This is a genomic window from Microbacterium sp. TPD7012 (assembly GCF_003075395.1).
Taxonomy (GTDB): domain Bacteria; phylum Actinomycetota; class Actinomycetes; order Actinomycetales; family Microbacteriaceae; genus Microbacterium.
On record NZ_QDFV01000006.1, the window covers coordinates 173,852 to 199,627 of the forward strand.

Annotated in this window: 19 protein-coding genes; 15 read left to right on the plus strand and 4 right to left on the minus strand. The window is 70.5% G+C overall.

Going from position 1 to position 25,776, the window contains the following annotated elements; genetic code table 11:
• Positions 1-188 precede the first annotated feature (188 nt).
• The 15 genes from DC434_RS16820 to DC434_RS16890 all read left to right on the plus strand — a co-directional run bounded on the left by DC434_RS16820 (position 189) and on the right by DC434_RS16890 (position 22,425).
• Positions 189-1,676 carry an amidohydrolase family protein gene (locus DC434_RS16820; protein WP_116636458.1) on the plus strand — a complete coding sequence of 496 codons (1,488 nt, stop codon included), beginning with the start codon at positions 189-191 and terminating at the stop codon, positions 1,674-1,676.
• Complete coding sequence (locus tag DC434_RS16825; RefSeq protein WP_116636459.1) at positions 1,676-3,004, plus strand: serine hydrolase domain-containing protein; 1,329 nt, start codon at positions 1,676-1,678, stop codon at positions 3,002-3,004. Before DC434_RS16820 ends, DC434_RS16825 begins: the two co-directional genes overlap by 1 nt.
• A gap of 142 nt (positions 3,005-3,146) precedes the next feature.
• Complete coding sequence (locus DC434_RS16830) at positions 3,147-4,535, plus strand: serine hydrolase domain-containing protein (protein WP_116636460.1); 1,389 nt, start codon at positions 3,147-3,149, stop codon at positions 4,533-4,535.
• Positions 4,532-6,133 carry an ABC transporter substrate-binding protein gene (locus DC434_RS16835; RefSeq protein WP_243408983.1) on the plus strand — a complete coding sequence of 534 codons (1,602 nt, stop codon included), beginning with the start codon at positions 4,532-4,534 and terminating at the stop codon, positions 6,131-6,133. Before DC434_RS16830 ends, DC434_RS16835 begins: the two co-directional genes overlap by 4 nt.
• Before the next feature lie 148 nt (positions 6,134-6,281).
• A complete protein-coding gene (locus DC434_RS16840) occupies positions 6,282-7,670 on the plus strand; it encodes a serine hydrolase domain-containing protein (protein ID WP_116636461.1) in 1,389 nt (462 codons plus the stop codon).
• Positions 7,667-8,572 carry a serine hydrolase gene (locus DC434_RS16845; protein ID WP_116636462.1) on the plus strand — a complete coding sequence of 302 codons (906 nt, stop codon included), beginning with the start codon at positions 7,667-7,669 and terminating at the stop codon, positions 8,570-8,572. The genes DC434_RS16840 and DC434_RS16845 overlap by 4 nt, the downstream gene beginning before the upstream one ends.
• Before the next feature lie 49 nt (positions 8,573-8,621).
• Positions 8,622-10,217: an ABC transporter substrate-binding protein gene (locus tag DC434_RS16850; RefSeq protein WP_116636463.1), complete on the plus strand. Its 1,596-nt coding sequence runs from the start codon at positions 8,622-8,624 to the stop codon at positions 10,215-10,217.
• Positions 10,218-10,233: 16 nt separating this feature from the next.
• Positions 10,234-11,232, plus strand: coding sequence for an ABC transporter permease (locus DC434_RS16855; RefSeq protein ID WP_116636464.1), 999 nt, complete (start codon positions 10,234-10,236; stop codon positions 11,230-11,232).
• Complete coding sequence (locus DC434_RS16860) at positions 11,232-13,178, plus strand: dipeptide/oligopeptide/nickel ABC transporter permease/ATP-binding protein (protein WP_116636465.1); 1,947 nt, start codon at positions 11,232-11,234, stop codon at positions 13,176-13,178. Before DC434_RS16855 ends, DC434_RS16860 begins: the two co-directional genes overlap by 1 nt.
• A complete protein-coding gene (locus DC434_RS16865) occupies positions 13,175-14,233 on the plus strand; it encodes an ABC transporter ATP-binding protein (RefSeq protein WP_116636466.1) in 1,059 nt (352 codons plus the stop codon). The genes DC434_RS16860 and DC434_RS16865 overlap by 4 nt, the downstream gene beginning before the upstream one ends.
• A 19-nt stretch (positions 14,234-14,252) precedes the next feature.
• Positions 14,253-17,591: a serine hydrolase gene (locus tag DC434_RS16870; protein WP_116636467.1), complete on the plus strand. Its 3,339-nt coding sequence runs from the start codon at positions 14,253-14,255 to the stop codon at positions 17,589-17,591.
• Positions 17,591-18,703 (plus strand): M20 family metallopeptidase, encoded by a 1,113-nt coding sequence (locus DC434_RS16875; RefSeq protein WP_116636468.1) that lies wholly within the window; start codon positions 17,591-17,593, stop codon positions 18,701-18,703. The genes DC434_RS16870 and DC434_RS16875 overlap by 1 nt, the downstream gene beginning before the upstream one ends.
• Positions 18,700-19,566 carry a GNAT family N-acetyltransferase gene (locus DC434_RS16880; protein ID WP_207769990.1) on the plus strand — a complete coding sequence of 289 codons (867 nt, stop codon included), beginning with the start codon at positions 18,700-18,702 and terminating at the stop codon, positions 19,564-19,566. Before DC434_RS16875 ends, DC434_RS16880 begins: the two co-directional genes overlap by 4 nt.
• The gene (gene menC, locus DC434_RS16885) at positions 19,563-20,669 is read left to right on the plus strand and encodes an o-succinylbenzoate synthase (RefSeq protein ID WP_116636469.1); all 1,107 of its coding nucleotides are present in this window, start codon (positions 19,563-19,565) and stop codon (positions 20,667-20,669) included. The genes DC434_RS16880 and menC overlap by 4 nt, the downstream gene beginning before the upstream one ends.
• A 148-nt stretch (positions 20,670-20,817) precedes the next feature.
• Complete coding sequence (locus DC434_RS16890; RefSeq protein WP_207769991.1) at positions 20,818-22,425, plus strand: helix-turn-helix domain-containing protein; 1,608 nt, start codon at positions 20,818-20,820, stop codon at positions 22,423-22,425.
• A 6-nt stretch (positions 22,426-22,431) separates the two neighbouring features.
• Here DC434_RS16890 and DC434_RS16895 read toward each other — a convergent pair whose 3' ends face one another.
• The 4 genes from DC434_RS16895 to rsmA are packed head-to-tail and all read right to left on the minus strand — an operon-like array spanning position 22,432 to position 25,768.
• Positions 22,432-22,857, minus strand: coding sequence for a hypothetical protein (locus tag DC434_RS16895; protein ID WP_116636470.1), 426 nt, complete (start codon positions 22,855-22,857; stop codon positions 22,432-22,434).
• A gap of 57 nt (positions 22,858-22,914) precedes the next feature.
• The gene (locus DC434_RS16900; protein ID WP_116636471.1) at positions 22,915-23,844 is read right to left on the minus strand and encodes a 4-(cytidine 5'-diphospho)-2-C-methyl-D-erythritol kinase; all 930 of its coding nucleotides are present in this window, start codon (positions 23,842-23,844) and stop codon (positions 22,915-22,917) included.
• 7 nt (positions 23,845-23,851) lie between these two features.
• Positions 23,852-24,919, minus strand: a complete 1,068-nt coding sequence (locus DC434_RS16905; protein WP_116636472.1) for an aldo/keto reductase — start codon at positions 24,917-24,919, stop codon at positions 23,852-23,854.
• Positions 24,920-24,928: 9 nt separating this feature from the next.
• Positions 24,929-25,768 carry a 16S rRNA (adenine(1518)-N(6)/adenine(1519)-N(6))-dimethyltransferase RsmA gene (gene rsmA, locus DC434_RS16910; protein ID WP_243408986.1) on the minus strand — a complete coding sequence of 280 codons (840 nt, stop codon included), beginning with the start codon at positions 25,766-25,768 and terminating at the stop codon, positions 24,929-24,931.
• Between the last annotated feature and the right edge of the window lie 8 nt (positions 25,769-25,776).

A 25,776-nucleotide genomic window follows, 5' to 3' on the forward strand; every position in this document is an offset into this window, starting at 1 on the left:
TTGCATGTGCACGGTCACATCGTCCCTTCATTATGTCTCCCCGACCGGTCGAGTGCATCTTCACGGGTCCGGTGGGGGCGTCCGCAGACACCGGAGCATTCCGTGCGTTGTCGGATCGCACCGGAATCGCAGGCGGGTTTCGTGCGGACGCACCGGATGGATCGGCGCCGGCATGGAACGGTGATCGTGTGGACACTCTGTTGCGCGGCGGGCGCGTCATCGACCCTGGCACCGACACGGATCGCATCGCGGACGTGCTGATCTCGGACGGGCGCGTAGTGGCGATCGGTCTCGACCTCGTCGCTCCGACGGATGCCGTCGTGATCGACGTCGGAGGCCTGATCGTCGGCCCGGGCTTCGTCGACCTGCACAGCCACGTGCACTCGATCGCGGGCCAGCGCCTGCAGGCGATGGACGGGGTCACCACCGCGCTCGACCTGGAGGCGGGTCTCATGCCCGTCGACGACGCGATCGCTCGCGCCGAGGCGGAAGGGCGACCGCTCAACTACGGCTTCTCGGCATCCTGGGCGCAGGCCCGTGCGTACGCGCACCTCGACCGGCTCCCCGAGCCGGACATCCACGCCTCGATGGAGCTCCTCGGCGACCAGGAGTGGCAGCGCACATCGAGCCCGACCGAGCGCCGCCGATGGCTGGGCCTGCTCGAGGACGAGCTGACGCGCGGTGCGCTCGGCATCGGCGTCCTCATGGGGTACGCCCCGCGGACCGAACCCGACGAGTATCTGGATGTCGCCCGGCTCGCGGCATCCGCCGGTGCCCCGACCTTCACCCATGTCCGCGAGCTGATCGAGGCGGATCCCGAGACTCCGATCGACGGCACCGAGGAGCTCCTCCGCGCCGCCGGCGAGACGGGCGCGGCCATGCACCACTGCCATGTGAACAGCACGTCGCTGCGGCACATCGATCGCGTGCTGGCGCAATTCGAGTCGACCAGATCCGCGGGGTCCCGCGTCACCGTCGAGGCGTATCCGTACGGCGCGGGGAGCACCGCGATCGGCGCCTTCTTCCTCGCGCCCGAGAAGCTTCCTGGCCTCGGGATCACGCCGTCGGCCCTGGTGCTCGTCGAGACCGGCGAGCGCATCGCCGACGAGCGGCGGCTCCGCGAGATCCGCGCGACCGACCCCGCAGCCGCCTGCATCGTCACCTTCCTCGATGAAGAGGACCCCGTCGATCGCGCGCACCTGCACCGTTCGCTCGCCTTCCCGGATTTGATCGTGGCGAGCGACGCGATGCCGGTGTTCTGGGCCGCGCGAGATGGGGCTCCCGCCGCGCGCGAGCAGCGGGAGTGGCCCCTGCCTCCCGGCGGCCAGACGCATCCGCGCACCGCCGGCACGTTCACCAAGTCGCTCCGGCTCATGGTGCGGGAGTCCGGCGCCTGGACCTGGCTCGAGGCCTTCCGCCGCTGCGCTTATCTCCCCGCCCGCGTGCTCGACGAGACGGCGCCCGCGATGCGCCGCAAGGGACATCTGGGGATCGGCGCCGACGCCGACGTCGTCGTGATCGATCCTGTCACCGTCACGGATCGGGCCACCTATCTCGACCCGACGCGCCCATCCCAGGGGGTCAGGCACCTCCTGGTGCACGGGAACGCCGTGATCGAAGACGGTCATATGCTGACCGCGGCATATCCCGGGCGGGCCGTGCGAGGAGAAGCCTGATGGGGGACGGACTGCAGGCCCTGCTCGACGAGAGCGCTCGCGAGCTCGGCGTCCCCGGCGCGGTGATCGGAATCGTCGACGGCGATCAGGAGCATGTGCTGACGACCGGCGTTGCCGCCGCCGACACCGGCGCCCCGGTGACGGAGAGCACGCTCTTCCAGATCGGGTCGACCTCGAAGACGTTCACCGGGACGGTTGCGATGCACCTGATCGAGAACGGGCTGCTCGAGCTCGACACCCACGTGATCGACGTGCTCCCGGACCTGCGACTCGCGGACGAGACCGCGGTGCAGAGCCTCCGCATCCGGCATCTCCTCACGCACTCCGGAGGATTCTTGGGCGATGCGGACGAGCTGCCGGGGTGGGGCGACGACGCGCTCGCGCGGAACATCGCGACGTACGGGTCGCTCCCCCAGTTCTTCTCCCCCGGCACCATCGCCTCCTACAGCAACGCAGGGATGCGTCTGCTCGGCCGGGTCATCGAGGTCGTGACCGGCCAGACCTTCGAGGAGGCGGTGCAGCGCATCGTCCTCGATCCGCTCGGCATGACGGAGACCTTCTTCTTCCCGTGGGAGGTGATCACCCGCCCGCACGCCGTCGGGCACGTGCCCGGCGAGGACGGCACGATGGCACCCTTCCCCCTCTGGGGGATCACCCGCGACATGAACGCCGAAGGCGGCATCGTGTCCTCCGTCGGCGACCAGCTCCGCTACGCACGTTTCCACCTGCGCGGCGAGACCGAGGGCACCGCACCTGTCGGCGAGGAGACCCGCCTGCGTATGCAGCAGCCGCAGCTGAGCGCCGGACCGCCTGTCGAAGCCATCGGCCACCCCTGGCTGCTCACCCATCACGGCGACGCCCGAGTCGTCATGCACGGCGGCAACATCTCCGACATCCAGATCAGCGAGTTCCTTCTCGCGCCGGACCATGACCTCGCCATCACGGTGCTCACCAACAGCGGCGGCGGAAAAGCCCTGGGCTCGCGGATCGTCGACTGGTGCTTCGAACATCTGCGGGGCGTCTCGACGACATCCGCCGGGACGGAGCTCCGATCGCCCGACACGCTCGACGAGCTGACCGGCACCTACGACGCCGGCCAGTGGCACTACGACGTGACCAGGGTCGGCGACGCGCTCGAGTTCGCGATGGTGTTCTCGCCTCAGATCATCGCGCTCGGCATCCCTCCCCGTCCGCCGATGCGGCTTCGGGTGCGCGCCGACGGCGCGCTGATCACCGACGACGGTCAGGCCGTCGGCCGCACGCTGGATCCCTCGGAAGGCGGACCCGAACTGTTGCACCTGGGCTTGCGCGCGGTGCGTCGGCGCTGATGCCGATCCGCATTGTGCGGAGCCAACGCCGGGACGAGGAACTGTGGTCCCTCCGCACAACGGGTGGAGCCGTGAGTCGCGAATAGTCTCGGCCCATCGCCGTCCTCACCCGACCGACGGCGCTCGTTGAACAGGAGCGCACATGTCCATGCTGTCCGAGATCGGCACCTGGCTGCACGACAATCTCCCTGACCTGATCACCGCCGATCAGGTCCCCGCCGCTTCCGTGGGAATCCTCGCCGACGGTGAGATCGTCACCGCGGCGGCCGGCATCCTGAACAGGAACACCGGCGTCGAGGCCGACGTCGACTCCCTCTTCCAGATCGGCTCGATCACCAAGACCTGGACGACGACCCTCATCATGCAGCTCGTCGACGAGGGGCTGCTCGACCTCGACGCCCCCGTCCGCCAGACCCTCCCCGCGTTCGCCATCGCCGACGAGGCGGCGGCGAGCACCATCACCACCCGGCAGCTGCTGTCTCATGTCGCGGGATTCGAAGGCGACAGCTTCCTCGACACCGGTGTCGGCGACGACTGCGGCGAGAAGTATCTCGCCGTGATCGTCGATGCCCCGCAGCTGTTCACCCCCGGCGAGCGCTTCTCGTACAACAACGACGCGTTCGTGGTGCTCGGCCGCATCATCGAGGTGCTGCGCGGCAAGCCGTTCGACCACGTCCTCCGCGAGCGCCTGGCCGACCCGCTCGGCCTCACGCATGTCGCCACCGACGCCTCGCAGGCGATCCGGTTCCGCACGGCGCTCGGTCACGTCGACGCCGAAGACGGCGGCGAGCCCGTGCCCTCCCCCGTCTGGAGCCTGGTGCGCTCCAATGCGCCCGCCGGCGCGATGCTCGCGATGACACCGCGCGACCTGCTGGGCTTCGCGCGTCTGCACCTCGATGAAGGGCTCGCGCCCGACGGCAGCCGCATCCTCTCCACTGCGAGCGTCCGCGCGATGCAGGAGCGCCAGGTGGATGTTCCCGAGCTGGGCCTGATGGGTGACGCCTGGGGCCTCGGCTGGGAGCTCTTCGACTGGGCGGGCGGGCCGGTGATCGGGCACGACGGGGGCACGATCGGCCAGACGGCGTTCCTGCGGATCGTCCCGGGCAGCGGGGTCGCGGTCGCGATCCTCACCAACGGCGGCGCCTCCGCCGCGCTCTACCAGACCCTCATGACGAAGATCCTCGGCGCGGTCGCAGGCGTCGAGGTGCCGCCGCTCCCGGTGCCTTCCGAGGCTCCGGTCGACGTCGATCTCGACCGCATCCTCGGCACCTACTCCTCCTCGGTCTCCGATTCGACCGTCCGCCTCGACGACGACGGTCGGATCTGGCTCGAACGGACCATGAAGGGCGTCTTCGCGGAGTTCGACCCGGCGCCCGAGCCGACCGAGCTCGTCGGCTGGCGCGGCGACAGCCTGATCGCCCGGGTCCCCGAACTCGGCATGCACGTGCCCCACGCCTTCGTCGGCGACGACGGCACCGGGCGAGCGCTCTATCTGCATACCGGTCGGGTCGGACGGAGGGTCGACGCATGATCGCCCGGATGCGTTCCCGCGCCGTCATCGCCGCCGTCGCCGGTGTCACCGCTCTCGTCCTCACCTCCTGCGCGGGACCGCGGGCGTCGAATCAGGGCGGCACGGGCGCGCTCGCCGAGGGCAGGACGTTCGTCAGCATCATCCCCACCGATCCGGGGAGCCTCGATCCGCTGGTCACCGTGATGTCGTACGCGCGGAACATCGATCGGTTCCTCTACTCGCGGCTGATCGAGATGCAGACCGGCGGCAGCATCGTCGCCGGTCTCGCCGAGAAGTGGGAGTCCGACACCACATCGGCGACCTTCACTCTGCGCGAGGGACTCACGTGCGAGGACGGGACACCGCTCACCGCGACCGACGTCGCCGCCAACATCTCGTACATCGGCGATGAGGCGAACGGCTCGCCCATGGTCGGACAGCAGGTGCAGGCGGGGACGGTCGCCGTCGGCGATGATGCCGCACGCACCGTGACGGTCGCGAGCGGGCGTCCGGACGCGTTCCTGCTCGAGAACGTCGGCAGCATCGCCATCGTCTGCGGGAGCGTGCTCGACGACCCGGATGCCCTCGCCAAGGGCGAAGGCGCGACCGGGATGTTCACCATGACCGAGATCATCCCGAACAGCCAGTACACGCTCACCCGCCGCGAGGACTTCACCTGGGGACCCGGCGACTGGGACCCGGAGCAGGCAGGACTCCCGGAGAAGGTCGTGTTCCGCATCGTGCCGAACGAGACCACCGCGACCAACCTGATCCTCTCCGGGGAAGCCAATGCCGCCGTGGTCCTGGGCCCGGACAAGAGGCGCCTCGACGATGCCGGGATGTTCCGCACCGACCTTGCCGTCGCCGCCGGGCAGGTGATCTTCAACCAGGCAGAGGGACGCCCCACGGCCGATCAGGCGGTGCGCGAGGCGCTCGTTCAGGCTCTCGATCTCGATCAGCTCCGCCAGATCCTCACCGGCGGGGAGGGGACCGCGTCGAAGAGTCTCGTCACCATCTCGCCGAACCCGTGCCGCGCCGATCTGGTCGATGGGTTCCTGCCGAAGGCCGACCCGGATGCTGCGGCCGATGCGCTCGACGACGCCGGGTGGGTCGTCGGCTCCGACGGCATCCGCGAGAAGGACGGCGAGCGGCTCGCGCTGCACCTGCTGTTCTCCTCGTTGCAGGGCGACGCGGGCAGCGCCGCGGCCGAGCTGATCCAGGCGACCTGGAAGGAGCTCGGCGTCGACCTCAGCATGAAGGGCGGCGATGTCCCCGCGATCAGCGAGGCCCTCTTCGCCACCGGCGACTGGGACGTCTCCGCCGTGCCGATCTCGGTCTCGCTGCCGAACATGCTCATCCCGTTCTACTCCGGGCCGACACCGCCGAACGGGACGAACTTCGCGTCGATCGACGACGCCGGGTACACGGCCGCGGTGACGGCGGCATCCGACAAGACGGGTGCGGAGGGCTGCGACGACTGGAACACCGCCGAGAAGGCGCTGCTCTCCTCGACCACCGTCGTGCCCTACGCCGATCAGCTCACCGGGACATACGGCTACAAGGCGACCTTCGTCGAGAACGACGGCATCGACCCGGCGTCGATCCGCATGTACGAATAGGGACGCTCCGCGGCTTTGGTCGCCGCGTACGAACACCCCACGAAGTCTCGTCCCCCCGAACAAACGCCCGAATCCGAGGGACGCATAGTCTCGGGCCCATCGTCGACGGTCTCCCGACCGCTGATCCCTTCCTTGCAGAGGAGCGCACATGTCCACGCTGTCCGAGATCGGCACCTGGGTGCACGAGAACCTCGCGGAGCTCATCGCCGCAGACAACGTCCCCGCCGCATCCGTCGGCATCCTCGCCGGCGGGGAGGTCTTCACCGCCGCCGCGGGAATCCTGAACAAGAACACCGGCGTCGAGGCCGACGTCGACTCGGTCTTCCAGATCGGCTCGATCACGAAGACCTGGACCACGACCCTGATCATGCAGCTCGTCGACGAAGGACTCCTCGACCTCGACGCACCCGTGCGCGACACCGTCCCGGCATTCACGATCGCCGACGACGCCGCCGCGAGCGCGATCACGACCCGTCAGCTGCTCAGCCACGTGAGCGGCTTCGAGGGCGACCTCTTCATCGACACCGGCGTCGGCGACGACTGCGTCGAGAAGTACCTCGCGGCGATCGCCGATGCACCTCAGCTCTTCGCCCCCGGCGAGCGCTTCTCCTACAACAACGCCGCGTTCGTGGTGCTCGGCCGGATCATCGAGGTGCTCAGGGACAAGCCGTTCGACCGTGCGCTGCACGAGCACCTGGCCGGACCGCTGAAGCTCACCCACGTCGCGACCGACGCCTCGCAGGCGATCATGTTCCGTGCGGCTCTCGGCCACATCCCGGTCGAAGGCAGCGATGTGCCGGAGCCGGCTCCGGTCTGGAGTCTGGTGCGCTCCAACGCCCCGGCGGGATCGATGCTCGCGATGACGGCACGTGACCTCCTCGGCTTCGCCCGCATGCACATCGACGGCGGCACGGGCCCCGACGGCACGCAGGTGCTGTCGGCGGAGAGCGTCCGGGCCATGCAGGAGCGCCAGGTGGAGCTCCCCGACCTCGGCCTGATGGGCAACGCCTGGGGCTTGGGCTGGGAGATCTTCGACTGGGAGGGCGGCCCGGTCGTCGGGCACGACGGCGGCACGATCGGCCAGAGCGCGTTCCTCCGCATCGTCCCTGGCACCGGCGTCGCCGTCGTGATCCTCACCAACGGCGGATCGCCCGTCTCGCTCTACGCGACCCTGATGACCAAGATCCTCGGTGAGATCGCCGGCGTCACGATGCCCGCCCTCCCCGTGCCGCCGGATTCGCCGGTCGATGTCGACCTGGAGCGCATCCTCGGCACGTACTCGTCCTCGGTCTCCGACTCCGTCGTGCGACAGGACGAGGCAGGCCGGATCTGGCTCGAGCGGACGATGAAGGGCATCTTCGCCGAGCTCGGCCCGGCGCCTGAGCCCTTCGAGCTGGTGGGGTGGAACGGCGACAGCCTCGTTCCCGCCGTCCCCGAACGGGGAATGCACATGCCGCACGCCTTCGTCGGAGACGACGGGTCCGGCCGCGCGCTGTACCTGCACACGGGTCGCGCAGACCGTCGGGTCGACGCATGAGCGCGCCGGCCGTCGAGACCACGGACATCGCCGAGATCTTCACGCAGGCCGGCGCCGTCGGCTTCCTCCACGCCGCCGAGATCGGCGTCGTTGACGGGCCGGAGGTGAGCGTGCGCGCCGATGAGCCGGTCGTGCTCGCCTCGGTGTTCAAGATCCTCGTGCTCACCGCCTACGTGCGGGCCGTGGAGTCGGGAGAGCTCGATCCCGTCGGGCGCACCACCGTGACGTCACGCTACCGGATCGGCGGGGTCGGCACCGCCGGGTTCTCCGACGACGTCGAGGCGAGCTGGCGCGACCTGGCACTCAACATGATGTCGATGAGCGACAACGCGGCGACCGACGTCATCTACCACCGGGTCGGCGCCGAGGCCGTGCGGCAGGTGATCACCGACCTCGGGCTCGAGGGCACGCATCTCGTCGGATGCTGCGAGGAGCTGTTCGACTCGGTGATCGCCGACCTCGGCGGCACGCCGGGGAGCGATCTCGACGAGCTGCTGGCCGGCGCGACCCCCGAGCAGATCTGGAGCCTGGGCGTCCTGGAGCCCGCACGCACGTCGGCATCCACGCCGCGCGAGGTGACGACGCTGCTGAACGCCCTGTGGACGGACACGGCAGCGCCCGCCGCGGCATCCGCCGCCGCCCGCGAGATCATGGCGCAGCAGATCTGGCCGCACCGGCTCTCCTCCGGTTTCCCCTCCGAGGTGAAGATCGCGGCGAAGACCGGGACGGTCCCCGCGTGGCGCAACGAAGCGGGCGTGGTCACCTATCCCGACGGACGGCAGTACGCGGTCGCGGTGTTCACCCGCGCCGACTCGCTCGCCGAGCGCCTGCCTGCCGTCGACGCGTCGATCGGCCGAGCCGCGTGCGCCGCCGTCGAGCACATCCGCTCGCTCACCCTCTGAAAGACCCGATCCCACCCGAAGCACCACCCACCCCTGCTGGAGGCAACAGATGCGTTCTCGTACCTCGCTGGTCGCTCTCATGGGCGCTGCCGCGCTCGCTCTCACCTCGTGCGCCGCGTCCGGCGCCTCGCCGGGCGGGGGCGGTGACACGGGTGCCCTCGCGGAGGGGAAGACCTTCACGACCGTCATCTCCACCGATCCGGGCAGCCTCGATCCGCTGATCACGGTCATGTCCGTGGCCAGGTCGATCGACCGTTTCCTGTACTCGCGCCTCGTCGAGGTGCAGGACGACGGGAGCGTGGTGTCCGGCCTCGCCTCGGAGTGGGAGGCGGACACCACGACGGCGACGTTCACCCTGCGCGACGGCATCACCTGCGAGGACGGGACGCCACTGACCGCGACCGACGTGGCGGCGAACATCAGCCACATCGGAGACCCGGCGAACGGCTCCCCGCTCGTCGGCCTTCAAGTACAGCCGGGCACGTCGGCCGTGGGCGACGACGACGCCGGGACCGTCACGGTCACGAGCGGCCGCCCCGACTCGTTCCTCCTCCAGAACATCGGCAGCATCGCGATCGTCTGCGGCACCGTGCTCGACGACCCGGACGCGCTCGCCAAGGGCGAGGGCGCGACCGGCATGTTCACCATGACCGAGATCATCCCGAACAGCCAATACACCCTCACCCGACGCGAGGACTTCACCTGGGGACCCGGCGACTGGGACCCGGAACAGGCAGGACTCCCCGAGAAGGTGGTGTTCCGCGTCGTCCCCAACGAGACGACGGCCACCAACCTGCTGCTCTCCGGCGAGGTCAACGCCGCCCTGGTGATCGGACCGGACGCGAAGCGGCTGGAGGACGCCGGGTTGTTCAAGACCGCGCTCCCCGTCGCCGTGGGCCAGATGATCTTCAACCAGGCGGAGGGACGCCCCACCGCCGATCAGGAGGTGCGCGAGGCCCTGATGCAGGCGCTGGATCTCCCCCAGCTGCGGCAGGTGCTCACCGGCGGAGTCGGGACGGTGCCCACCGGGCTCGTCACCATCTCGCCGAACCCGTGCCGTGCCGACGTCGTCGACGGGTTCCTCCCCGAGGTCGACGCGAAGGCGGCGGCGAAGGCGCTCGATGACGCCGGCTGGATCGCCGGCTCGGACGGCATCCGCGAGAAGGACGGGAAGCGGCTCGAGCTGGGGATGATCTACTCCTCGCTGCAGGGCGACGCCGGCAACGCCGGTGCCGAGCTCATCCAGGCGACCTGGAAGGAGCTGGGCGTGGATCTCACCGTGAAGTCGGCCGACTCCCCCACGCTCAGCGAGACGCTCTTCGTCACCGGCGACTGGGATGTCTCCGCGGCACCCATCACGGTGTCCCTGCCCAGCATGCTCGTGCCGTTCTACTCGGGCCCGACGCCGCCGAACGGCACGAACTTCGCGTCGATCGAGAACGCCGACTACACGGCCGCGGTCACGGCCGCGTCGAACAAGGCCGGCGACGAGGGATGCGACGACTGGGGCAAGGCGGAGCAGGCGCTCTACGCCACCACGAGCGTCATCCCGTTCGCGAACCAGGATCGTTCGACGTACGCGCAGAAGGCGACCTTCATCGAGAACGACGGCATCGACCCCGCGTCGATCCGCATGTACGAGTGAGACCGGAAGGCAGCCGATGGCCAGCACCACCGCCACGCAGGCGATATTGATCAGATCCGCACGGTCGGACAACCCCTGGTTGTCCTTCCTGGTCCGTCGCGGGGGGCAGTTCGTCCTCGCGGTGTGGGTGCTGGTCACGGCTGCCTTCCTCATGATCCACCTGGTGCCGGGCGATCCGGTCCGCGCCGCCCTCGGGATGAACGCCCCCGCCGAGCTGGTCGAGGCCCGTCGTGCGGCGCTCGGCCTCGACCAGCCGCTCCCCGTGCAGTATGTGCGCTACATCACCGGACTCTTCACCGGAGACATGGGCACGTCGATGCTGACGAGCCAGCCGGTCAGCGAGATCATCGCGACCCGGCTCCCCGCCACCCTGCAGCTGGCTCTGCTGGCGGTGCTGCTCGTCCTCCTCGTGGCGGTGCCGCTCGGGGTCACGATGGCCGTCGCCACGCGCGGCGGACGACGGCGCGGACTCGAGCTCGGCTTCGCGACGACGAGCGTGGTGCTGGCCGCGATCCCCGAGTTCCTGCTCGCGGTCGGTCTCGTGTACATCTTCGCCGTCTCGCTCGGCTGGTTCCCGGTGGCGGGGAACACCGCACCGCTCTCGCTCGTCCTCCCCGTGCTGGCCCTGGCCATCGGCCCGATCGCGGTGTTCTCCCGGATCATCCGCGTAGAGGTGCTCGCGGTGCTCGGCCAGGACTTCATCCGCACCGCCCGCGCCAAGCGCCTCGCCCCACGCCGCATCTACTCGCGTCACGCGCTGCCCAACGCCATGACGGCGACTCTGACCCTCACCGGGCTGCTGCTGACCGGCATGGTCGCCGGCACCGTGCTCGTCGAGAACGTCTTCGCCTGGCCGGGACTCGGCACGATGATCGTGCAATCCATCCTCACCAAGGACTACTCGGTCGTGCAGGGCATCGTCCTCGTCTACGGCATCGGCGTGCTCCTGGTGAACCTCATCATCGACGTGGTGCTCGCACTCCTCGATCCTCGCTCCACGATCCGGGAGGCCTGATGTCCGCGCAGTCGAAATGGCTCGACGTCGTCCGCTCCCCGCTCGGGGCCACCGCGCTCGGGCTGGTGATCCTCGTCGCCCTGACCGCCGTCTTCGCCCCGCTCATCTGGGGTCCGCAGGCCGAGCAGGTCGATCCGACCGCCATCATGCAGGGGCCCAGCGCCGCGCACCTGCTCGGCACCGACTCCCTCGGTCGCGACGTGCTGGCCAGGGTCATGGTCGCCACGCAGCTGTCGATCGTGCTGGCGGTGCTGGCCGTCCTCATCGGCGTCACCGCCGGCACCCTCCTCGGGACGGCGCCGTCGGTGCTCCCGCGCTGGGCAGGACGCTTCATCGCCGGGACCGTGAACATCGCCGTGGCGTTCCCCGGCCTGCTGCTCGCCCTGTTCCTCGCCGTGATCTTCGGCGTCGGCACGACCGGCGCGGTCCTGGCGATCGGCTTCGCCATGGCGCCCCAGTTCGCCCGCCTGACCCAGACCCTCTCCGCCTCGATCGCCGGGCGCGACTTCATCTCGGCTGCACGCGTCGCCGGGGTCTCCCGCGTCCGCGTGCTCATCCGGCACGTCCTGCCCAACATCGGCGAGCCCCTCGTCGTCAACGCGACCGTCAGCGCCGGATCCGCCCTGCTCGCCTTCGCCGGCCTGTCGTTCCTCGGCCTGGGCGTGCAGGTGCCCGCGTACGACTGGGGCCGCCTCCTCGGCGAGGGACTGAACCGCATCTACCTGAACCCGGCAGCGGCGATCGGACCCGCCGTCGCGGTCATCGTCGCCGGCCTCGCGTTCAACCTCCTCGGCGAGACCGCCGCGTCGGTGATCGGCGGGCGCTCGTCCCGCCGTCGCCGCAGGCTTCCCCGCACCGCCCGCACGGGCGACCCCGTTCACGCGCAGGTCGGCGGCGACGACGTGGTGCTCCTCGTCGACGACCTGCGCGTGTCCTTTCCCGGACCCGACGGCTGGCTCACCCCCGTGCGCGGAGTGAGCTTCACCGTCTCGCGCGGCGAGGCGATCGGCGTGGTCGGAGAGTCCGGCTCGGGCAAGAGCCTGACCGCACTCGCCGCAGCGCAGCTCATCGAGCGTCCCGGTCAGGTCACGGCGGCGCAGCTCGCGTTCTGCGGCACGCCGCTGCTCGACGCGCCGGAGCGCTCGGTGCGCAGCCTGCTCGGCACCTCTCTGGCCATGGTGTTCCAGGACCCGATGACCTCGTTCAACCCGACCAGGCGGATCGGGTCGCAGCTCGCGGAAGCCGCCTCCGAGCACCAGGAGGTCACCCGCAGCCAGGCGATGGCCCGCGCCGTCGATCGCCTCCAGGCCGTTCGCGTTCCCGCGGCGGCTCGGCGCGCACGTCAGTACCCGCACGAGTTCTCCGGCGGCATGCGCCAACGCGCCATGATCGCGATGGGACTGATGAACCACCCGAAGCTGATCATCGCCGACGAGCCGACGACGGCGCTCGACGTGACGGTCCAGCGCCAGGTCCTGCAGCTGCTGGCGGGGGTGCGACGCGACACCGATGCGGCGATCCTGCTGATCAGTCATGACATCGCCGTGATCGCGCAGACCTGCGACCGCGTGCTCGTGATGTACGCGGGACGCATCGTGGAGGACCTGCCCGCCGCGCAGCTGCACACCGAGGCCAGGCACCCGTACACCCGCGCGCTGCTCGACGTGGTGCCCGAGCTCGACACCGACCGCTCGGTGCCGCTCAAGATGATCCCCGGGCGCCCGCCCGCACCGGGAGCGTTCCCCGTCGGCTGCGCCTTCGCCGATCGCTGCCCGCTCGCGACCGACCTCTGCCGCGAGCGCGACCCCGAACTCGTCGTCGACGCCGGCGGCCACCGCGTCGCGTGCTGGCATCCGGTGGACGGCGATGCCCCCGCCGCAGACGCCGCGATCCCCGCGGTCACGTCGGCCCTGCCGATCGCCCAGCACGAAGGAGCCGTCCGATGAGCGAACTGCGCTTCGACACCGTGAGCGTGCGGTTCGGAACCCACCGTTCCGGACTCACGGCCGTGGACGGCGTGAGCCTCGTCGTTCCCTCCGGCTCGGTCGTCGGTCTGGTCGGCGAGTCCGGGTCCGGCAAGTCCACGCTCGCCAGGGCCGCCATCGGCCTCTCTCCGATCAGCGAGGGCACCATCACCCTCGACGGCGTCGATGTGCGCCGCTTCCGCCGGAACCGTCCCATCCAGATGGTGTTCCAGGACCCGTTCTCCTCGCTCGACCCGAGGATGACGATCGGCGAGTCGATCGCCGAGGCGCTTCCCCGCGACATCCGCAGGCCCGCGGCGCGACGTGCGGAGGTCGCCCGGCTGCTCGAGCTCGTGAGCCTCGATCCCGAGCGCGCGGCATCGCTGCCCGGGGCCCTGTCCGGCGGTCAGCGTCAGCGCATCGCCCTGGCCCGCGCCCTCGCCGCGCGCCCCGAGGTCATCATCGCCGACGAGATCACCTCGGCGCTCGACGTGTCGGTGCAGGGCTCCGTCCTGAACCTGGTCCGCTCGCTGCGCGCCGAGCTCGACCTGACCATGCTCTTCATCTCGCACAACCTGGCGGTGGTGCGGTACCTCAGCGACCACATCGCGGTGATGTATCTCGGCAAGATCGTCGAGGTCGGTCCGACCGATCAGGTGCTCGCCGATCCCCAGCATCCCTATACGAAGGAGCTGCTCGCCTCTGCGCCCACGCGCCACGGCAGCCTGCTGGACATCGATCCGCTCGCGCCCGTCGCCGTGGAGCCGCCCGACCCGCACGCGCCACCCAGCGGATGCCGCTTCCACCCGCGGTGCCCGATCGGGCCCGCCGCGCGACCGGATCGACAGCTCTGCGTCATCTCCGAGCCCCTGCAGCCCTCGGGGAGCGCGGGCGCCGCCTGCCACTTCGCCGGCACGGGAGCGGACCTCCCGGTCGGGACTGCGCCGAACACCACTGTGCCGAACTCCCAAAGGGCGGCGATCCTTTCGGCCGACGACACAACACTGCTGCCCCTCGCAGCAGACACAGTGAACTGACCATCCGATTGGAGCATCCATGAACCGCCGCGTGACCATCGACGACTTCCTCGCGATCACCTCGCCGGAGCAGCCGGCCCTCTCCCCCGACGGTTCGCGCATCGTGTACGCGCTGCGGACGACCGACCGAGACGGCGACAAGGACCAGCGCTCCCTCTGGCAGGTGCCGACGGCGGGTGGCGCGCCGGTCCGGCTCACGCACGGCACGGCGGACTCGTCTCCCGTGTGGAGCCCCGACGGCACCCGGCTCGCGTTCCTCCGCGCCGGAGACGGCGGCGCCCAGCTCTGGCTGCTCCCTGCGAACGGCGGTGAGCCGCGCGCACTCACGTCGCTGCCGCTCGGCGCCGGATCCCCGCAGTGGAGCCCCGACGGCACCCGCATCGCGTTCGCCGCCCCCGTCGACAGCGCGGCGCTGCCCGGCGACGACACGGCGAAGATCCTCGCGCGTCGGTCGGCGCCGGCGGTCGCCGACCGTCTCGGCTACAAGGCGGACGGCGCCGGCAACCTGGGCACGCTCGTCCAGCAGATCCACGTCGTCGCCGTGGACGACGGCGCCGTCACCGTGCTCACGCGCGGCACCGCGCACACGACCGATCCCTTCTGGTCGCCCGACGGCACCCGTCTCGCGTTCTCCTCGGCGCCCGACGACGACGCGGACCTGACGATGCGGATCCAGGTCTTCGTCACGTCGTCGACGGATGCCAACGCCGCACCCGTGCGACTCGGATCCGCCGACACCCAGGCCTCGGTCACGGGCTGGACCGCCGACGGCGCGCACGTCGTGGCGGCGGGACGCACCGACACCGCGATCGGCATCGCCGGTCTGCTGCTCTTCCCGGTCGACGGCGGTGCGCCGGTCGACCTCGCCGCCGCGCTCGACCGCAACGTGATGCCGGGCGGTCCCGGCTACCCCGGCGGCATGCCCCAGCAGGACGATGCGGGGCGCCTGGTGTTCTGCCTGCGCGACAACGGCTATTCGCACCTGTACTCGGTCGCCGCCGACGGGACGGATGCGCGGGCTCTCGTCGCCGGGACCACCAACGTCTCCGGCCTCTCGGTGTCGGGCTCGCGGGCCGCGGTCGTCGTGGCCACCCCGGACTCCTTCGGCGAGGTGGGCCTGGTCGACCTCGCGGACGGAACCCTGCGCACACTCACCGAGTACGGGTCCGTCGACGTCCCGCTCGCCCCGGCTGAGGAGCGTCGCTTCACGATCGCCGACGGCACCGTCGTCACCGGCTGGCTGCGCCGCGACCCCGATGCCCAGGGACCCCTGCCCCTGCTGCTCGACATCCACGGCGGACCGCACAACGCCTGGAACGGCGCCGCCGACCTCACCCACCCGTACCACCAGCTGCTCGCGAACCGCGGATGGGCGATCCTCACGATCAACCCTCGAGGCAGCGACGGCTACGGCGACGCCTTCTTCCGCGCCGTCTCGGGAGGGTGGGGCGTCAACGACGCGAACGACTTCCTGGAGCCGATCGACCAGCTCGTGGCCGAGGGCATCGCCGACCCGGCGCGTCTGGGCGTCACGGGCTACAGCTACGGCGGCTTCATGACCTGCTACCTGACGTCACGCGACGACCGCTTCGCCGCTGCCGTGGCCGGTGGCGTGGTCAGCGACCTCTCCAGCGTCGGCGGCACGTCGGACGTCGGTCACTACCTCTCCGCCAAGGAGAACGGCGGCCTTCCGTGGCGCGACCAGGAGAAGCTGGCGGCCCAGTCGCCCTTCACCCAGGTCGATCGCGTCACCACGCCGACGCTGATCCTGCACGGCGCCGCCGACGATCGCTGCCCCGTCGGGCAGGCCGAGCAGTGGTTCGCCGCGCTGCGCGAGCGCGACGTGCCGACGCGCCTCGTGCTGTACCCCGGCGGTTCGCATCTCTTCCCGCTGTCCGGGCCGCCGTCGCATCGCGCCGACTTCTCGCAGCGGATCGTCGACTGGGTGGAGCAGTACGCGCCGCCCGCCGGAACGCGCATCCGTCCGCGTCTGGACGCGCTCCGCTGGCAGCAGCGGCTCAGCGCCCTGGCCGAGGCGCACCACGTCCCCGGCGCCACGCTCGGCATCCTGCGCCTCGGCGAGGAGCCGGTGTTCGCGCACCACGGCATCCTCAACATCCGCACGGGCATCGAGACGACCGACGACTCCGTCTTCCAGATCGGGTCGATGGGCAAGGTCTGGACGGCGACGGCGGCCATGAAGCTCGTCGACGACGGCCTGCTCGACCTCGACGCTCCGGTGGTGCAGTACCTTCCCGAGTTCCGGGCGTCCGACCCCGAGGTCACGCGCACCGTCACGATGCGCCACCTGCTCAGCCACACGAGCGGGATCGACGGCGACGTCTTCACCGACACCGGACGAGGCGACGACACCCTCGAGAAGTACGTCGAGATCCTCGACGGCGTCGCGCAGAACCATCCGCTCGGATCGACGATGTCGTACTGCAACTCCGGTTTCGTGCTGGCGGGGCGGGTCATCGAGAAGCTCACGGGCACGACCTGGGACCAGGCGATGCGCGACCTCGTGTTCACGCCGCTCGGGCTCACGCATTCGTCGACCCTCCCGGAGGAGGCGATCATGTTCCGCGCGGCCAGCGGGCACACCACGATCGGCGACGACGGGCGGCCTGAGCTCGCCCCGGCATGGATGCTGCCGCGCTCGATGGGTCCCGCAGGGCTGATCAACTCCACGACGGCCGACGTCCTGGAGTTCGCCCGCCTGCACCTCACCGGTGGCCTGTCGGCCGACGGCACCCGGGTGCTCTCGGAGGACAGCGTCGCCCGGATGCAGGAGCGCCAGGTCGACGTTCCCAACCCGTACTCGATCGGCGACGCCTGGGGCGTCGGATGGATCCTGTTCGACTGGGACGGCAAGAAGCTCATCGGCCACGACGGCAACACGATCGGGCAGTCGTCGTTCCTGCGCATCCTCCCCGAGGAAGGGCTCGCCGTCACGCTGCTCTCGAACGGCGGGAACACGCGCGACCTGTACGACGAGCTGTTCGACGAGATCTTCTCCGAGCTCGCCGATGTGCACCTGCCGGACGACCTGACGCCGCCGGCCGAGCCGTTCGAGGCCGACTTCTCCGACATCGTCGGCGTCTACGACCGCGCCGGCGTGCGCATGGAGATCTTCGACGAAGACAGCGGTCTGCGACTGCGCACGGTCGTCACGGGACCGCTCGCGTCGCTCCTGCCCGACCCCATCGAAGAGCATGACCTGATCCCGGTGCGCGAGAACGAGTTCGTGATCCGCCCCGAGGGCACGCAGGCGTGGCAGGCCCTGGTCTTCTACACGCTCGCGACGGGCGAGAAGTACGTGCACTACGGCGTGCGTGCAGCGCCGAAGGTGTCGTGATGATCACGCAGGAGGCGCTCGTCGACACGCTCGTCGCGGACATCGAGACGCTCGTGACCTGCGAGTCGCCGTCGACCGACCTCGACGCCGTGGCCCGCAGCGCGGACGTGACGGCAGAGCTGGGCGAGCGGATCCTCGGCGGCGCGCCGGAGCGGATCGTGCTCGACGGGCGTACCCACCTGCGGTGGCGCTTCGGCGCACCGAGGGTGCTGCTGCTCGGTCATCACGACACGGTGTGGCCGCTCGGATCGCTGCAGACGCTTCCGTTCGAGGTGCAGGACGGCGTCCTCCGCGGGCCCGGATGCTTCGACATGAAGACCGGGGTCGTGATGGCGCTGCACGCCGCCGCGGCGCTTGCGGACCGCGACGGGATCAGCATCCTCATCACCGGCGACGAGGAGCTGGGTTCGCCCAGCTCTCGGACGCTGATCGAGGAGGAGGCGCGAGACTGCGACGCGGTGTTCGTGCTGGAGGCCTCGGCCGACGGCGGAGCGCTCAAGGTCGCACGCAAGGGCGTCTCGCTCTACCGCGTCGTGGTGACCGGCCGTGCCGCACACGCCGGACTCGAGCCGGAGCGCGGCGTGAACGCCGCGGTCGAGGCGGCGCACCTCATCCTGGCGGTCGCCGGACTCGGCGATGCGGAACGCGGAACGACGGTGACTCCCACGCTTCTGCATGCGGGGCACACGACCAACACCGTCCCGTCCGACGCGGCGTTCGCCGTCGACGTGCGGGTGCGCACGACCGCGGAGCAGGACAGGGTCGATCAGGCGATCCGTGCGATCGGACCGAGCGTCGACGGCGCCGTCGTGCGGATCGAGGGCGGTGCGAACCGCCGCCCGATGGAGCCCGGTACCTCCGCCGCCCTGTTCGCGCGGGCGACCCGGCTCGCGGCGGATGCCGGCCTGACGCCGTTCGACGGCGTCGAGGTCGGAGGCGCGTCCGACGGCAACTTCACCGCCGGTCTCGGCATCCCCACACTCGACGGACTCGGGGCCGTGGGCGGCGGGGCGCACGCCGACGACGAGCACGTGGTCGTCTCGATGATCCCGGAACGCACGACCCTCCTGACGGCGCTCATCGCCGACGTCCTGGCGGGAGAACAGGAATGAGCACCATGCACACCGTGCCGCAGAGCGCCGCCCAGGACGCGGCGGACGCCGCGAGGGCGGCCGCGTCCGACGCGGGAGTGGAGATCCGTCTCCTCTCCACCGTCGCCGAGTTCGCCGACGTCGCCCGGCTGTTCCAGAGCATCTGGGCCTCCGACGGCAGCCAGTCGCCCGTGAACGTCGAGACCCTCCGGGCGATCTCCAAAGCCGGCAGCTACGTCGGCGGGGCCTATGAAGGCGATGATCTCGTCGGAGCCTGCTTCGGCTTCTTCGCGGCACCGGGACGACGAGCCCTGCACAGCCACATCGCCGGCGTCTCCGAGCGGATGCGGGGCCGCAGCGTCGGCTTCGCCCTGAAGGTCCATCAGCGCTCCTGGGCGATCGATCAGGAGCTCGACGAGATCTCCTGGACGTTCGACCCCCTCATCAGCCGCAACGCCTACTTCAACCTGGTCAAGCTCGCGGCGACCCCGGTGGCTTACCACAGCAACTTCTACGGGCAGATGACGGACGCGCTCAACGGCGGCGACGACACCGACCGGATGCTCGTGACCTGGTACGTGCACGATCCGCGCGTGGCCGACGCCTGCCGTGGCACGGCATCCGCCGTCGAGGCGCCCGCGGGCGCCGATCTGCTCACGGTCGACGCCGATCTCGGGCCCGCGCGGCACGAGACCGCGGCACGGCTCGTGCGGGTGTCGCTGCCACGCGACATCGAGACGCTCCGCACGACCGATCCCGAACGGGCGACGCGGTGGCGGCTCGCCGTGCGCGACACCCTCGGTTCCCTGCTCGAGCAGGGCGCCGAGGTCGTGTCCTTCGACCGCACGGGCACGTACACCATCGACAGAGGAGAAAACCCATGAAGCTCACCGGAATCGAGCTCCGCGTCATCGAGATGCCCCTGGTGGCCCCGTTCCGCACCTCGTTCGGGGTCGAGACCGTCCGCGAGGCGATCCTGGTGCGGGCCGTCACCGACGAGGCGGAGGGCTGGGGCGAGTGCGTGGCGATGAGCGACCCGCTGTACTCCTCCGAGTACGTCGAGGCGAGCCTCGACGTCATCAAGCGCTTCCTGCTCCCGGCCCTGGCCCAGGTCCCCGACCTCGACGCCTCGAAGATCGCCCCCGCCCTGGCGAAGTTCAAGGGACACCGGATGTCGAAGGCGGGCCTCGAGCTCGCCATCCTCGACGCGGAGCTGCGCGCCAGCGGCGTCCCGCTCTCGCGTGAGCTCGGCGCCGTCCGCGACACGGTCGACTGCGGCGTCTCCGTCGGCATCATGGACTCGATCCCCGAACTGCTCGACGCGGTCGGCGGGTACCTCGACGAGGGGTACGTGCGCATCAAGCTCAAGATCGAGCCCGGCTGGGACATCGAGCCCGTCCGTGCGGTGCGCGAGAGGTTCGGCGACGACGTCCTGCTCCAGGTCGACGCGAACACGGCGTACCGGCGCGGCGACGCCCGGCACCTGGCCAAGCTCGACCCGTTCGACCTGCTCCTGATCGAACAGCCGCTCGACGAGGAGGATCTCCTCGGCCACGCGCAGCTGGCCGCGCTCGTGCAGACGCCGATCTGCCTCGACGAGTCGATCGTCTCGGCCCGCGCGGCCGCCGACGCCATCGCGATCGGGGCCTGCTCGATCGTGAACATCAAGCCGGGACGCGTCGGCGGATACCTCGAGGCTCGACGCATCCACGACGTCTGCCGCGCCAACGAGATCCCCGTCTGGGCCGGCGGGATGCTCGAGACCGGGATCGGCCGGGCCGCCAACGTCGCCCTCGCCGCGCTCCCCGGATTCACGCTGCCGGGCGACACCTCGGGCTCGAACCGCTACTACACGAGCGACATCACCGACCCGTTCGTCGTCGAGAACGGCACCCTGACGGTGCCGACCGGTCCCGGCATCGGCGTGACGCCGCACGCCGATGCGCTCGAGGCCGTCACGACCCGGACCGAGTGGATCACGTTCTGAGGCCGATCCGCACGCAGAATCTGTGGGGCACGACGAAATCCGGATACGATTTCGTCGTGCCCCACAGCCTCGTCTCCCCCCGTCGACGCCTAACCTGGGCCTCGTGCTCATGTCATTGACGACACGGCCCCGTGCCAGCCTCGGCCGTGTGATCGAAGATCTCGGAACCACGCTGCTCGAAGTGGTGAGCGGCAACGCCGATCAGGACACCGAGATCGAGACCGTGGTCATCCATGACGTGCTCGACGACGCGATGCCCATGCGGCGCGCGCTGGTCCTCGGCGTCGGCCTCAGCGACCCGGCGGATATCGCCGCGCTCCTGCACTCGCTCGCGGCGCAGCAGGCGACGGCACTGGTCCTCCGCGCTCCCGTGCGCGCCGACGAGGGTGTGCTCCGCGCCTCGGAGGAGACCGGCATCCCCGTCCTCGCGCTCACCCGAGGGGCGTCCTGGGCGCAGCTCACGGCCATGCTGCGATCCCTGATCGCGGAGGGAGACGTCGGCGATCAGGGGGCGCAGATGCTCGGCGGGATGCCGGCGGGCGACCTGTTCGCGCTCGCCAACGCGATCGCGACGCTGCTGAACGCGCCGGTGACGATCGAGGACCGGAACTCCCGGGTCGTCGCCTTCTCGGGTCGGCAGGACGAGGCCGACCCTGCGCGTATCGAGACGGTGCTGGGGCGCCAGGTTCCGGAGCGGTTCACGCGTCAGCTCGAGGAGCGCGGCGTCTTCCAGGAGCTGTACCGCAGTGAGGACCCGATCGACGTCGACCCCGTCGGCACGACGGACGGGGCACCCTCGTTCCCCCGGGTCGCCCTGGCCGTGCGCGCCGGCGATGAGATCCTCGGCTCCATCTGGGCTGCCGTGCAGGCTCCGCTCACCAGCGACCGCGTCCGCGCCCTCAAGGACTCCGCGGGTCTCGTGGCGCTGCACCTGCTGCGCCTCCGTGCCGGTGCCGACGTGGAACGACGACTCCGCGCCGATCTGCTCTCGACGATCCTGGAGGGCGGTGTCGGCGCCGTCGACGCCGCCGCCCGGCTGCGCCTGAACGATCATCGCTGCGTCGTGATGGCTCTCTCCGCGGCAGACGAGCAGAGCGACGTTCTGGCGCCGGACGCCAGGACCACGGCGGAGCGGCACCGCATCGCCGACGCGTTCGCCGTGCATCTGGGTGCCGTCTACCTGCGCTCCGCCGTCGCCGTCATCGGCAACGTCGTCTACGCGGTCGTCGGTGTGCGCCCCGACCAGGCCGACACGGATCTGCGCGCCGCCTCGGTCGCCACCGACTTCCTCGGCAGACTCGGTGCCGCCTCCGACATCCGCGTCGGCATCGGCACGCTCGCGGAGGACACATCGAGCATCCCGCTGTCGCGCGTCAACGCCGACCGCGCCTTGCGCGTGCTGCAGAAGTCCTCGGGGAGGGATGCCGTCGCCCTGTTCTCCGCCGTGCAGATGGAAGCCCTGCTGGTGGAGCTCGGCGATCTCGTCCGCGCTCGGGGCGATCAGCCCACCGGCCCGGTGGCGCTGCTGATCGAGAACGATCGGGAACGGGGCACGCACCTCGTCGAGACGCTGGCCGCGTGGCTGGACGCCTTCGGCGATGTCACCGTCGCCGCCGCCCGGGTGTACACCCACCCGAACACCTTCCGCTATCGGCTGCGCCGGCTCGCGGAGATCAGCGGGCTCGACCTCGCCGATCCCGACGCGCGGTTCTCGGCGATGGTGCAGCTCCGACTGCTCGCCCCCGGCGCCCGCTGAGCCGCGTCAGGCTCGAGGAGCGAGCCCGGCGTAGAGCAGCTCCCCGGTCTGGGGATCTGTCATCACGAGAACCGACTCCCCCACGCGGGGGATCTCCAGACGCGAGATGAGCGCGTGGACGGCCACCGCCTGTACGCCGAGCTGCAGCGTGAGCACGACCCGCGGGTTGTCGTTGATCGTCTGGCCGGTGTCCTGCATCGCGAGCACCGTCGCCGGCTGCGTGGGCACGCCGGCCGCCCGCAGCGCCGCCACGTGCTCGGCCTGGTGGATCGACGACGTCGCCTGCTGCATCGCCTCGGTGAACTCGCTCCCCAGGAAGGCTTTGGTCATCTTGCCGAGGAACCCCCGGCCGGCGGCGATGTCGTCGGCCATCTGGAGACCCTCCTCCTGGCGCTCCTGCTGCGACTTGCGGGTGACTCTGAACAGTCCCATGATCCACTCCTTCTCCGAGGTCGTGATCCGAGACTATTCAGGCGCCGAGACTACCGATCACAGAATCCGCGCACCCGCCACGGGCCCGTGCACATGGAGGGGATCGAGGCCCGCACCACGCAGCGTCGTCTGCACGTCCTGCGCCGTCTCGGGGTCGGGACAGAGCAGCGCGACGGTGGGGCCCGATCCGGAGACGAGCCCCTGCAGGGCACCGGCCTCGACGCCCTGGCGGATCACGTCCTCGAGGTCGGGACGCTCGTAGACGGCCGCGGCCTGGAGGTCGTTGAACAGGCCTTCGGCGAGCTGTACCGCGTCGCCCGAGCGCAGCGCCTGCAGCACCGGGATCGGGACGTCGAGCGACAGCGGAGGATCGTCCGCCAGGGCTCCCTCCTCGCCGCGCAGGATGTCGAGCCGCTCGTAGACGACCGGCGTCGACAGCCCCTGCTCGCTCGTGACCAGGACCCAGTCGAAGCGGCCGCGTGCGAGCGCGGGGTTGAGCTGGTCGCCGCGTCCGGTGCCGACAGCGGTGCCGCCGTGGAGCGCGAACGGCACGTCGGCCCCGAGACGGGCGGCGAGGTCGTGCATCCGCGCCGGCGAGAGTCCGGTGCCCCAGAGCGCGTCGCACGCGACCAGCGCAGCCGCGGCATCCGCCGAGCCGCCGCCCATGCCGCCGGCGACCGGGACGCTCTTGCGGATCTCGAGCGCCACACCGCCGGTGTACTCCGTGGCGGTCGCGAGCAGCTTGGCCGCTCGCATCGCGAGATTCCTGTCGTCGAGCGGCACCGAATCCACGTCCTCGACGCCGGTGACCGTGAGGGAGAAGTCGTCCGCGTGCCGCGCGATCACGTCCTCATAGAGGGACACCGCCTGGAACACCGTCGCGAGGGCGTGGTAGCCGTCGTCATGACGCCCGCCGACACCGAGGTAGACGTTGATCTTCCCCGGCGCGCGCACGTGCACGGATCCGGCGGACGCGGCGACGCTCATGATCCGGTCACAGCTCCGTCGAGGTCGCCCAGAGATCCACGTCGATGGAACCGGCGAGCTCGTCGATGCGCGCGAGCTCCTCCGCGGTGAGCGCCGGGCCGTTGACCGCGGCGATGTTCTCGTCGAGCTGTTCGGGGCGGGAGGCGCCGATCAGCGCCGAGGCGACGACGGGGTTGCGCAGGGTCCACTGCAGGGCCAGCTGCGCGAGCGACTGGCCGCGGCCCTTCGCGATCTCGTTCAGCGCCCTCAGCGTCTGCACGGCCTCGTCGCCGAGGGGGCCGTCCGGAAGGGATCCGCGCTTCTGCGCACGATCCGCCGTGCCGTCGCCGAGGTACTTGTCGGTGAGCAGACCCTGGGCCAGCGGCGTGAACGCGATGGCGCCGAGTCCGGACTGCTCCAGGGTCTCGGTGAGACCGTCCTCGACCCAGCGGTTCAGGATCGAGTACGCGGGCTGGTGGATGACCAGGGGCGTACCGAGCTCCTGCGCGATCGCGACGGCCTCGGCGGTGCGCTCTGCGCTGTAGGACGAGATTCCGACGTAGAGCGCCTTGCCCTGGCGCACGAGGGTGTCGAGCGCGCCGATCGTCTCGGCGATCGGCGTGACCGGGTCGGCCCGGTGCGAGTAGAAGATGTCGACATGGTCCAGGCCCATCCGGGTCAGGGACTGCTCGGCGCTCGCGAGGATGTACTTGCGGCTGGCGAAGTCGCCGTACGGTCCCGGCCACATGTCCCAGCCGGCCTTGGACGAGATGATCAGCTCGTCGCGGTACGGACGGAAGTCCTCCGCGAAGATGCGGCCGAAGTTCTTCTCGGCCGAACCGTAGGGCGGGCCGTAGTTGTTCGCCAGATCGAAGTGCGTGATGCCGCGGTCGAAGGCGTGGCGCAGCAGCGCGCGCTGGTTGTCGAGCGGGATGTTGTCGCCGAAGTTCCACCACAGGCCGAGCGAGATCGGCGGGAGGTAGAGACCCGATGTGCCGACCTGACGGTAGTCGAACTGCTGATAGCGGCTCTCGTCGGCGGTGTACGGACGGTGCAGCTCGGGAACGTCGGGGCGGAAGCGCGGGGAGTCGGTCACCGTGCCAGATTAGTCCCTGACGGCCGCCTCGTTCATCGACGCCGCGTGCTGCGCGATGCGCTGATAGTCGTCGACCGTGAGGTCCTCCCCGCGTGCCGTCGGCGCGACGCCGGCGGCGATCAGGACCTCGGATGCCGCGGCGGAGCTGCCGAGCACGCCGGAGAGCGCCTGCCGGAGCATCTTGCGGCGCTGGTTGAAGGCGGCATCCACGATCTGGAAGGTGCGACGACGCTCGTCCTCGGTGCCGCGCTCGCCCTCGGATCGGTCGAATCCCACGAGCAGGCTGTCGACGTTCGGCACGGGCCAGAACACCTGGCGCGACACGGTCCCGGAGAGCTTCCAGTCGCCGTACCAGGCGGCCTTGACGCTCGGCGAGCCGTAGATCTTCGAGCCGGGCTTGGCCGCCAGCCGCTCGGCGACCTCGGCCTGCACCATGACGACGCCGCGCTTCAGGTAGTCGAAGTGCTCGAGGAAGTGCAGGAGCACCGGCACAGAGACGTTGTACGGCAGGTTGGCGACGAGCACGGTGGGTTCACCGGGCAGCTCGGTGATGCGGAGGGCGTCGGCGTCGACCACCGTGAGCCGGTCCGGCTCGACGCCGTGCTCGGCGGCCGTCTGGGCCAGTCGGGCCGCCAGGCGGTGATCGATCTCGACCGCGGTCACGGATGCCCCGGTCTCGAGGATCGCGAGGGTGAGGGAGCCGAGTCCCGGCCCGACCTCGACCACCCGCTCCCCCGGCTGGACGCGAGCGGCCTGCACGATCTTGCGCACCGTGTTGGCATCGACGACGAAGTTCTGTCCGAGCTTCTTCGTCGGGGTCACGTCGAGCTCGGCGGCGAGGCGGCGGATCTCGGTGG

What these genes read in the sequence shown, in the direction of transcription:
- DC434_RS16900 (WP_116636471.1), bottom strand. Translation starts at nt 23,844, where the DNA reads ATGAGCGTCGCCGCGTCCGCCGGATCCGTGCACGTGCGCGCGCCGGGG.
- DC434_RS16880 (WP_207769990.1), top strand. Translation starts at nt 18,700, where the DNA reads ATGAGCACCATGCACACCGTGCCGCAGAGCGCCGCCCAGGACGCGGCG.
- DC434_RS16840 (WP_116636461.1), top strand. Translation starts at nt 6,282, where the DNA reads ATGTCCACGCTGTCCGAGATCGGCACCTGGGTGCACGAGAACCTCGCG.
- DC434_RS16895 (WP_116636470.1), bottom strand. Translation starts at nt 22,857, where the DNA reads ATGGGACTGTTCAGAGTCACCCGCAAGTCGCAGCAGGAGCGCCAGGAG.
- DC434_RS16860 (WP_116636465.1), top strand. Translation starts at nt 11,232, where the DNA reads ATGTCCGCGCAGTCGAAATGGCTCGACGTCGTCCGCTCCCCGCTCGGG.
- DC434_RS16870 (WP_116636467.1), top strand. Translation starts at nt 14,253, where the DNA reads ATGAACCGCCGCGTGACCATCGACGACTTCCTCGCGATCACCTCGCCG.
- menC (WP_116636469.1), top strand. Translation starts at nt 19,563, where the DNA reads ATGAAGCTCACCGGAATCGAGCTCCGCGTCATCGAGATGCCCCTGGTG.
- DC434_RS16875 (WP_116636468.1), top strand. Translation starts at nt 17,591, where the DNA reads ATGATCACGCAGGAGGCGCTCGTCGACACGCTCGTCGCGGACATCGAG.
- DC434_RS16825 (WP_116636459.1), top strand. Translation starts at nt 1,676, where the DNA reads ATGGGGGACGGACTGCAGGCCCTGCTCGACGAGAGCGCTCGCGAGCTC.
- DC434_RS16835 (WP_243408983.1), top strand. Translation starts at nt 4,532, where the DNA reads ATGATCGCCCGGATGCGTTCCCGCGCCGTCATCGCCGCCGTCGCCGGT.
- DC434_RS16845 (WP_116636462.1), top strand. Translation starts at nt 7,667, where the DNA reads ATGAGCGCGCCGGCCGTCGAGACCACGGACATCGCCGAGATCTTCACG.
- DC434_RS16850 (WP_116636463.1), top strand. Translation starts at nt 8,622, where the DNA reads ATGCGTTCTCGTACCTCGCTGGTCGCTCTCATGGGCGCTGCCGCGCTC.
- DC434_RS16830 (WP_116636460.1), top strand. Translation starts at nt 3,147, where the DNA reads ATGTCCATGCTGTCCGAGATCGGCACCTGGCTGCACGACAATCTCCCT.
- DC434_RS16855 (WP_116636464.1), top strand. Translation starts at nt 10,234, where the DNA reads ATGGCCAGCACCACCGCCACGCAGGCGATATTGATCAGATCCGCACGG.
- DC434_RS16865 (WP_116636466.1), top strand. Translation starts at nt 13,175, where the DNA reads ATGAGCGAACTGCGCTTCGACACCGTGAGCGTGCGGTTCGGAACCCAC.